Source organism: Methanoculleus sp. UBA413 (assembly GCF_002502935.1).
Taxonomy (GTDB): Archaea; Halobacteriota; Methanomicrobia; order Methanomicrobiales; family Methanoculleaceae; genus Methanoculleus; species Methanoculleus bourgensis.
In genome coordinates, this window is the sequence record NZ_DAQR01000001.1 from 38,031 (window position 1) to 47,670 (window position 9,640).

6 protein-coding genes and 1 pseudogene are annotated in these 9,640 nt (G+C 62.5%); 4 read left to right on the forward strand and 3 right to left on the reverse strand.

The window, feature by feature from the left end; genetic code table 11:
• The 3 genes and pseudogenes from BP858_RS00225 to BP858_RS00235 all read left to right on the forward strand — a co-directional run.
• A pseudogene (locus BP858_RS00225) lies at nucleotides 1-354 on the forward strand (hypothetical protein); the annotation flags it as partial.
• Nucleotides 355-440: 86 nt separating this feature from the next.
• The gene (locus tag BP858_RS00230) at nucleotides 441-1,613 is read left to right on the forward strand and encodes an MFS transporter (protein ID WP_062261563.1); all 1,173 of its coding nucleotides are present in this window, start codon (nucleotides 441-443) and stop codon (nucleotides 1,611-1,613) included.
• Nucleotides 1,614-1,790: 177 nt separating this feature from the next.
• Complete coding sequence (locus BP858_RS00235; RefSeq protein ID WP_286878518.1) at nucleotides 1,791-2,852, forward strand: PAS domain S-box protein; 1,062 nt, start codon at nucleotides 1,791-1,793, stop codon at nucleotides 2,850-2,852.
• Between the two features lie 800 nt (nucleotides 2,853-3,652).
• Here the strand turns inward: BP858_RS00235 and BP858_RS00240 are convergent.
• Genes BP858_RS00240 through BP858_RS00250 form a run of 3 tightly spaced genes read right to left on the reverse strand, consistent with a single transcriptional unit; the run spans nucleotide 3,653 to nucleotide 6,961 of the window.
• Entirely contained in the window at nucleotides 3,653-5,662 is a 2,010-nt protein-coding gene (locus tag BP858_RS00240; protein WP_286878519.1) for a DEAD/DEAH box helicase, read from the reverse strand.
• Nucleotides 5,659-6,465, reverse strand: a complete 807-nt coding sequence (locus BP858_RS00245) for a winged helix-turn-helix transcriptional regulator (protein ID WP_014866258.1) — start codon at nucleotides 6,463-6,465, stop codon at nucleotides 5,659-5,661. The genes BP858_RS00240 and BP858_RS00245 overlap by 4 nt, the downstream gene beginning before the upstream one ends.
• Entirely contained in the window at nucleotides 6,449-6,961 is a 513-nt protein-coding gene (locus BP858_RS00250; RefSeq protein WP_281767393.1) for an ArsR family transcriptional regulator, read from the reverse strand. The genes BP858_RS00245 and BP858_RS00250 overlap by 17 nt, the downstream gene beginning before the upstream one ends.
• Nucleotides 6,962-7,018: 57 nt before the next feature.
• Between BP858_RS00250 and hypF the strand changes: the two genes are divergently transcribed.
• Nucleotides 7,019-9,226, forward strand: coding sequence for a carbamoyltransferase HypF (hypF, locus tag BP858_RS00255; RefSeq protein WP_286878520.1), 2,208 nt, complete (start codon nucleotides 7,019-7,021; stop codon nucleotides 9,224-9,226).
• Nucleotides 9,227-9,640 lie beyond the last annotated feature (414 nt).

Below are 9,640 nucleotides of genomic sequence, written 5' to 3' on the forward strand. Positions count from 1 at the left end.
CTCGCCTACGACAACGACCCGGCGCTCCTCGCGCTCGGGCTCTCCCGGGGCCGCCTCGCGCCCGCCGATACGATGTGCATCGACGCACGGGAGGCGTCCCGCTACATTACGCCGGCGCCCCTCGGGGCCATCTTCATGGCCGGGGAGATCTACTCCTACAACGCAGACCTCTGGGAGCCGATCGTCACAGAACTGCTCGCCCTCACCGATGAGGCCCTGATCACCGTCGGGACCGAGCCCGAGGCGGCCCTAGTGGAGGGGTGGTGCACCGGGCAGGGGCGGGATGCCCGGGTCTTTGAGAACCGGCGTGACCCCATCTACGACCGATGGTGCTGCGTCGCGCGGCGGGCATGATTTTAGCCTACAATCGGGCCAATATATAAATCAAAATATATTCAACATATTTTACCGAATCTCTCTTTCAAAACGGTGTACTATTCATGGATACCGCGAAGCGCATCTACAACGTCTTATTCATCTCAGTCTTTGCCACCATGCTCGGTCTTGGTGTCGTCAGCCCGCTCCTCCCGATCTATGCGGAGAACCTGGGTGCGACCGGCATATGGCTCGGCATCATCTTCTCAGCCTTCGCGCTCTCCCGGTCGATCTTCATGCCGATCATCGGCCGGATATCTGACCGGCAGGGGAGGAAGTGGATCATCCTCATCGGGATGTTCGCCTACGCGGCCCTCTCGCTTGCCTACCTCATCGCCGGCAGCGTCTACTCGCTCACGGCCGTCCGCTTCGCCCACGGGATCGCATCAGCCATGGTTGTCCCGATAGCCATGGCCTACATCGCAGACCTCTCCGAGAAAGGGAAGGAGGGGAGCCACATGGGGAACTTCTCCATATCGATGTTCCTCGGGATGGGGGTGGGGCCGCTGCTCGGCGGGTTCCTCAACGACGCCTTCGGGATGCCGTCGGTCTTCTACGTCATGGCCGGCCTCTCGGCGTTCGCAACGATCCTTGTCGCGATCTCTCTTCCGGAGGCAAAACCCGGTTCATTCAGGAACCCGGTCGATGATCCCGCTCCGATGCGGGAGGTCTTCAGGCTGCCGGTCATGCGGGGGGTCATGGTCTTTAGTTTCATCAGCGCTCTCGGCCGCGGGGGCATGATGGTCTTCATCCCGGTCTTTGCCCCGCTGATCGCGATCAGCCCCGCCGAGGTGGGCGTCGTCCTCTCGGTCAACACCTTCCTGATGGCACTCCTCCAGGTGCCGATCGGGAGGCTCACCGACACCGGGAACAAGGTCGCCCTGATTGTCACGGGATCAGCCATAGCAGCGATAGCGCTCGCCGCTATCCCGCTCTCGGGCTCGTTCTGGCCCCTGCTCACGATAACCTCCCTCATCGGCGTCGGAGGTGCCATCCAGCAGCCGTCGATCATGGCCCTGACGGTCGATGCGGGCCGGACCATCGGTATGGGGACCTCGATGGGCGCCTACAACACGGTCTTCGGCGTCGGGATGATCATCGCACCGCTGATCGGGGGTGCGTTCATGGACTTCATCGGCATCGAGGCGGTCTTCTACGTGGGCGGGGCGATAAGCCTGCTTGGGACCGTGGTCTTTGCCGCGATGATGCAGGGGAGCGCCCGGGCCGCCGCCCCCTGATGCCCAACGCCGTTCTCCTCCCGGGCCGAAATATCGCCCGGTGACCGTAAAACCATCCTCCACATACGATACATTTATATATTGGTTTTGCTATCTTGTGGTATGCTGGCGCGCGCCTGAGAAACGGGCTGACCTCTGCAGGGTATCTGCCCGGCACAGGCGACACGGTAGAATGTCATGGACCTCAGCAACCACGCCCTCACGTCTCCGCCGGACCACCTCGCGGGCATCTGTGTGCTTCATAGCCGCGTCCCGGTCGTTCTGGCAGTTGCTCTCCCCGAGGAGGTTGCAGGCCCCCTCGCCGTCCTGCTCGTTAAACTCTTCATCGCTGGTGTCGCTCTCGGGCTGCTCGGCATCTGGCTCAAGGAGCGGGACGTGGCCGCCCGTATCGCAGGCATGAGTGTTGGTATCAAGGCCGCGAGGGCCGGCAGCGGAGTCCCGACCCGCCTCCCCGCGACCGGGACCGACCCGATCTCGCAATTCGCCGGGGAGATCAACCAGGTCTTCGACGAACTGGAGCGGTCCCGGCAGAGACTTATGGAGAGCAGGGACCGCTACCATCACCTCTTTGAGAGCGGCAACGATTTCCTGCTCGTCTGTGCGGTCGGGAGGGAAGGCACGCCCTACAGGATACTTGATGCGAACGCGCTCGCCTGCCGGAGTCTCGGCTATACCCGGGAAGAACTGCTCACGCTTCCTCCGCAGGCGGTCATCCTCATCAGGAGCAACTTTGCACGGGATGACCGCCGCCTCCACAGCGCCGACCTGATCCCGCGGCAGGGCGAGCGGATCCCCGCCGAGGCGACCATTCACCAGATCAGCCTTAAGGGCACCCCGGCAGTCCTCATCATTGCCCGGGACGTGACGGAGCGGCGGCAGGCCGAGAAGGAACTCATGAACTACCGCTACCACCTGGAAGAACTGGTCACACAGAGGACCGGTGAACTCCAGATAGCAAACGAGAATCTTAAGTGGCAGATCAGGGAGCGGGAGAGGATAGAGCAGGACTGGATGGAGGCATACCGGCAGATCGAGAGGAACATCGAGCAGTTCGCTGTCCTCACCGACCACATCAGAAACCCCCTGCAGGTCATCCAGGGGATGGCCGACCTCATCGACGATGAACGGGCGGAGAAGATCAAGGAGCAGGTCACGCAGATCAAAGAGATCCTCCGACAGCTCGACGACGGGTGGGTGGAGTCTGAGAAGGTGCGGGAGTACCTGGAGCGGTACCGGTGAGGGGAGTCCCTGGGCGGGCTCAATGATTACTGCGTGCGGCTAGTGGACTATTGCACCTAATATTTCCATGTGATTGTTGCGTCACGCGAAGGCGCGAAGGACGCGAAGTTCGGTTGCTGGACGACATGGTCCCCTTCGCGCTCTTCGCGCCTTCGCGTGAGACCGGCGATCACTCCCACACACCCTCAAGGTAAGGTGAAATGCTCCACTAGTAGGCCATTTCATCTTATCTTGCGGTCCTGGGTGCAGATCGCCACCTCCCGCGTTGAGCGCGAAGGACGCGAAGTGGAGTTGTTGGACGATATAGTCCCCTTCGCGGCTTCGCGTCCTTCGCGTGAGGTTGCGGTATACAGAGGCACTGCAGTCTCTCGCGCGAAGCCGCGAAGGGTGTGGCGACAATCGCGTGGAAATATTAGATGCAATGGACCAGTAGTGATTATTTCATCTTATTTTTGAGGAGGCTGGTGCGTGGAAGTGATCACCACCTCACGCGAAGCCGCGGAAGTTCGCGAAGTGGTGTGAAATTTTAGCTGCAATGCTCCACTAGTGGATCATTTTATCTTATTTTGCGGGTTCTGGCGCGGATCACGCGGAAGATCGCGAAGGGGTGGGGAGTGTTCATGGGGCAGAGCGAGAGGCTGTACGCAGGAAAGCGACCTATTCCCCGGGCGAGCCCGGGCAGGGGACCGTGGTGGGCATCGCCCTGGGGGTGGGGGCAAGGGAGGGGGCTCGCCCCATCCCCGCACAAGCCGCCGCCTCTAGTTCATAGCATTCCGAAGAATGACTATCAGGAGCACCCTCTACGGCGCCTCTTCTACGGCGCACTCGAGTTCGGCGACGATCTCGGCCGCGTCGTCCATCCGCCTGACCAGGTCCTTGATCTCGATCAGGCGCTCGACGCCGATGAAATGCTCGGCCATCACCCGTGCCATATCGGTGAGTTCGACCCTTCCTGCCCGCCGCCTGACCAGGTTGTAATCGAGGAGTGTCGGGAGCGCCGGCTCCAGGGTCCCGACCATCGCCCGGTTCATGCGGATGATCTGCTGCTCGTCGCCGCCGCAGACAACGGCGTTCGCCACGAACTCCTCCGAACTCTGCTCCATATCGTACTCGGGGGCGACCTCCTCCATCTCCCCCCGCAGGAGGCCGACGGCGACCTCGTCCTCGGTCTTCCGCGACGTCCGGGAGTACGACCCGCCGGGCTCAGCCATGATCACCACCCGGCCGAGGTCATGGAAGTCCGGCCGGCCCGCCCGGCCCATCATCTGGTGGAACTCCTGGACGGTGAGCCACTCGATCCCCATCGCAAGAGCATCAAAGACCACCTGGGACGCCGGGAAGTCGACGCCGGCGGCAAGTGCCGCCGTGGTCACGACGGCTGCGAGTTCTCCGTTCGCAAATCGCCGCTCCACGTCCCGGCGCTCCTGGGAGGTCAGCCCCGCATGGTAGGGTGCGGCCTTCTTCCCGAGGGCGTCTGCGATGACATGGCACCGTGCCCGGGAGTTGGTGAAGACGATCGTCTGCCCCCGGTAGCCCTTCGATGACTTGATCTTGTACTCCTCGGCGACCATCTGCTTGATGAACCCGATCTTCTTCGCCCGCTCGACGAAGATGAGGTGGCGCTCCAGGGCAACGGGCCGGGCTGCGTAGCGGACCAGGTTCGCCCGGAGTTTCTCAGCAAGCAGCCCGGGAAGCCCGATGGTGGCGGAGAGGTAGAGGAACTGGGCGTCGGGGGCGACGTGCTTGAGCCGTGCTATCAGCCCGTCGAGACGGTGACCCCGGTCGGGGTCCTCGAGCATCTGGACCTCGTCGATGACGACGGTCCCGATATCCTTCAGGGACCGCCCGGTGCGCAGCGCGTGGTCGATCCCCTCGTAGGTCCCCACCACGACGGGTGCGTTGATATCCCGCTCCCCGGCCGGGCGGGTCTCGGGGAGGTTGAGACGGCTCACCCCGGTCTGCAGGGTGACCCGCATCAGGTGGCCGTAACGGTCGCGGAACCGCTGGTACTTCTGGTTGGCAAGCGCGACCAGCGGGACCAGGAAGAGCATCCTTCCCCGGCCTTCGAGGAAGTTCTTCATCCCTGCCATCTCCCCGATGAAGGTCTTGCCGCTCGCGGTGGCTGAGACGACCAGGAGGTGCTGCCCCTCAAGCAGCCCGTCCTGGACCGCAAGCTGCTGGACCGGCATCAGGTACTCGACCCCGGAAGCCTTCGCAAACGCGGGGGGCAGCGCCAGATCGGTGATATGGGCCGTCTTCTGGACCTCGTGCGCCTCCAGCCGGTCAAAGAGGGTCCGCGACCGGTCGATCTTATCAGGCCCCACCGACGCGAGCACCCGGTCGAGATCCCTGACCTGCATGAGGAGTTTTTCGAGGTGCACGAGCACCGAACCCCCGAACCTCCCCATGTACCCGAGTTCGTGGCGCATCTCGCGCTTTGCGCACTCCAGGCAGATCCACTCCCCACCGTAGCGGACGCCGGTTGCCTTATCGACGGGCGTGAAGCGGTCCTCAAGCTGGCAGAACCGGCAGATATCGATCGGTGATGCGGGGATCTGGAGATCGGCGAGGAACGACTCAAACTCCGGGCTCTCCCCCGCAAGGTGCACCGAAGACCGGCGCAGCAGTGTGATCAGGTCCCGCGTCGGCGTCGGCTTGAGCTGTTTGCCCCGCCTCCGAACCTTGAAGTTCTTCGGCCGCTGGCCCTTCGGGGTCGCCGTCAGGTTGACGAACCCTGACCCCCTGACACGGCCTTCTTCGACAAATAACAGTTTATACGTGCCTTTCTGGGGCTGGACGATGACCTTCATGGTGCGATATCGTGGATTATGTAGGTGAGCCCTACCGTCTCCAGTCGTTTGAGGAAATCGGTAAACTCCTCATCAACAATAAGTATTGCGCACTGCCGGCCGTGGAACGCCGCCTCGATGACCCCCTCACGGGAGCCGAAGAACATATCTGGCTCGATACCCGCTTTCTTGAGAGCCACGTATGACTCAAGGCCCACAGAGGCCACCATATCCGCGTCCCTGATGGCGGCCCGGAGGAGATCGGTGCGGACCTGCCTGGACCCGCCCCGCTCGATCCGGGGCACCTTGCAGACATGGATAGCCCCCTCCTCGTGGTCGATGATGCCGTTTAGGTGGGCGACACCGACATCCTCACCGGGCCGGGCATCCATGGTCGCCTGGCCCATAGCGCTCTGCTGCTCTTTCGTCGCGTAGAGCCACCCGTCCTGCATGAAGACGCCGACCGTATCCCCTTTCTTGAGTTCGTTCCGGGCAATGGCTGTCCAGACCGCCACCTGCTGGATGACGTCCCGGGTGATGTGCCGGGCATAGGACTCGAGCACCTCGGCGTGCCGCAGGACCCACTCGATCCCGCTCTTCGTCACCTCGTACCTGCCCCGGCCGTGAGCGGTGACCAGCCCGTCATCCACCATCTCCCTGATGTATTCGGAGACGGCCTGCGGCGTCACGCCGAGTTTTTCCGCGATCTCCTGCTGGCGGATGGATGGCTGGTGCTCGGCGATCTCCACCAGGATCTGGAACCTGGTGGACTCACGTTTGCTGCGCAGGATCACATAGAGCGGGTCTTCAGCGAGATTGGTCAAGCAACACCATTCCCTGTCCTTTTACATCGAGGCTCGGGATTCGTTTGGCCAGCCCCTTGATGAAGGTCGGGCTGACCCCGTATTTTCTGGATATATCACCGATCGAGGAGGTTCCCGCCGCAATCTCCTGTTCGATCGAATCCACAATACTCCGGAGACCTTCGTCGTTGGAGACGGCGATGTGCAGCAGGTCCCCGATATCGCCCATGGAACACTGAAAACTGGCCCTGAACCTACTGTATGTCGTCCGGTACTCCTTCGTCGGCTTCTGCCCGGGCTTGGGCATCCGCCACTGTTCTTCGATCAGGTTTCCCTTTTTGAGGATAGAGAGACACTCGGCCACCGTTGAGGCGTCGGCGTATGTCCCGAGTTCCTCCTCGGTCATCCAGGTCTTGTTTAAGACTTCATAGATCCTTTTATAACCTGCGTTATTGAACGTAATAAGAAGAGGAACCAGGTCCACCGGATCATTAAGAATTTTAATATGTCCCGTCAATGCGATACCCTATCATTATATCGTTGTATAACTCCATAAATTTTTGCTGATTTTTCGATGCGTACACGCGGCACTATCATCATCCGGGGCATCGTCCAGGGCGTCGGGTTTCGCCCCTTTGTCTATGCTAAGGCGCGGGAATTCGGGATCACCGGGACCGTCAAAAACCTCGGAAGCGAGGTTGAGATCCATGCGTTCGGGGATCGCTTCGAGGAATTCCTGGAAGCTGTTTCCCGGGGAACGCCGTTATCCCGGATAGATTCCGTCATTGTCAGGGATATGCGCGGCGATCCTCCCGACACCTTTATCATCCTCGAGAGCGGCTCCGGGAGCCTCTCCGGGTTCATCCCGGCCGATGTTGCTACCTGCGATGACTGCATCACCGATATCTTCACGCCGGGCGGGCGCTACGAGGGCTACTGGGCCACCTCCTGCGTCAACTGCGGTCCGCGGTACAGTATCATCAACGCCATCCCCTACGACCGGGAACGCACGTCCATGGAGGCGTTCCCGATGTGTGATGCCTGCGGGAGCGAGTACACCGACCCGTCGTGCCGGCGCCACCACGCCCAGACGATCGCCTGTGCCGCCTGCGGGCCGCGTCTCTCCCTGCTCCGGGCCGACGGGACGCCGGTTGCGGTGGAGGATCCGGTCAGGGAGACGGCGGCCCTCCTTGATGCAGGCTCGATCGTCGCCATCCGGGGGATCGGAGGGTTTCATATCGCCTGTGTCGAGGAGGCGGCCGGCGTCCTGAAACACCGCCTCGGCCGGAGCGAGCAGCCTCTCGCGGTGATGACGACCCCGGATGAGGTGGAGCGGATCGCGGTGGTCTCTGACGAAGACCGGCGGATCCTCCACTCCCGGGCCCGGCCGATCGTGGTGCTCGAAAAGCGTGATCCTCTCTCGCATCAGGCAATATCCGGGCTCCACACCATCGGGTGCATGCTCCCCTACTCGGGGCTGCACCACCTCCTCTTCGCAGACCTCGCCCACCGGCTCCTGATCATGACGAGCGCAAACCTGCCCGGCTACCCGATGATCACTGATATCTCCGGCGCCCTCGACCGGCTCTCGGGAATGGTGGACTACGTCCTCACCCACGACCGCCGGATCGTCAACCGGTGCGACGACTCGGTCGTGCGAGACGGGTATATCATCAGGCTCTCGCGGGGTCTTGCCCCGAAGCGGTCGGCGGTCGATCTTGGGGACCGGTCTATCCTCGGCGTCGGCCCGGAACTGAACGCGAACATCTCTATCTACCGGGGAGGGTTCTGCATCACCTCGCCCCACGTCGGGAACGTCAGGAACCCCCGGACCCTCGCCTACCTGCAGGAGACGGTGGAGAGGCTCGGAGGGCTCGTCGGCGCCCGCTACGACCGGGTCGTCCACGACCTCCACCCGCAGTTCCTCTCGACCCGGTATGCGAGAGAGGTTGCCGAGGCGGTCGGGGCGGAACTCCTCGCGGTCCAGCACCACCGGGCGCACATCGCGGCCGCGACCAGGGAGGAGTGCGTCGGGATCGCGATCGACGGGGTGGGCTACGGCGACGACGGTACGGTCTGGGGCGGGGAGGTCTTTGCCGGGCAGGTCCCCCACCTCGACCGGGTCGCCCACCTGGAGGTCGTCCCGATGCCGGGCGGGGATCTCGCGACCCGGTATCCTGAGAGGATGCTCTACGGGATCCTGCCGACGGCCGGAGTCCGGGATATGCTCGCATCACGGGGATGGAGCGATATCGAACTCGGCGTCCTCTCCCGGCAGGTGGAGCGGGGGCTCAACGTCACCGGGACATCGAGCACCGGCCGGGTGCTGGACGCCGCCGCGGCGCTCCTCGGGATCTGCCGGGAGCGGACATACGACGGTGAGCCGGCGATGAAACTTGAGTCGGCAGCGTATGCCGGGAGGGCGTCGGCCTGGGACCTTGAGTTCCGGCGCGACGGGGGTTGCGAGGTCCTCTCGACGCGGTCGATCCTTGCGGAGGCATACCGGCGGTCGGCCGCCGGGGAGCGGACCGGGGACGTCGCGGCATCGATCCAGTATAACCTGGCAAGAGGTGTCGCCGCGATGGCCATCCGGGCGGCTGATGAGCTGGGGATCCCCCGGGTGGCGCTCTCGGGCGGGGTGGCGTATAATCGGGCGATCCGGGAGACGATCATCGGTGAGGTTCGCGCCGCCGGGCTTGAGGCTGTTATGAACCGGGAGTACCCGCTCGGGGACGGGTGCATCAGTTTCGGGCAGGTAGTCTACGGCGGGAGCGAAGAGTGAGGGGGGTCACCACCCCGCTCCGGCGGTCTCTCCGCCGGGTCTTGCCCTTTGGGGTCGTGGTATCCATCTCCAATCATTCGACAATCGTCCCCTATTTATGTTCACTGATATCGATGGTTTGACGTCCATTTTGCAATATAATACACTATATTTGAGATCATTCCCCCAATCTGCGCCAATCAGATCCCAAATTATACCTACTGCCCTTTGCCATCTTAAACCCTAAAATCCAATGTCACCTTCGCGACCTTCGCGGCTTCGCGTGAGGTTGTAGTGGACTCCCCGTCTCCATATGTGGCAATTGGCATTCCACCTTGTGCATCGAAATCTTCAAAAATAAAGTGACAAGATGCACTACTGGACCGTTTCACCTTATGTTGCGGGTCCTGATGCGGGGCGAGCGATCGCCACCTC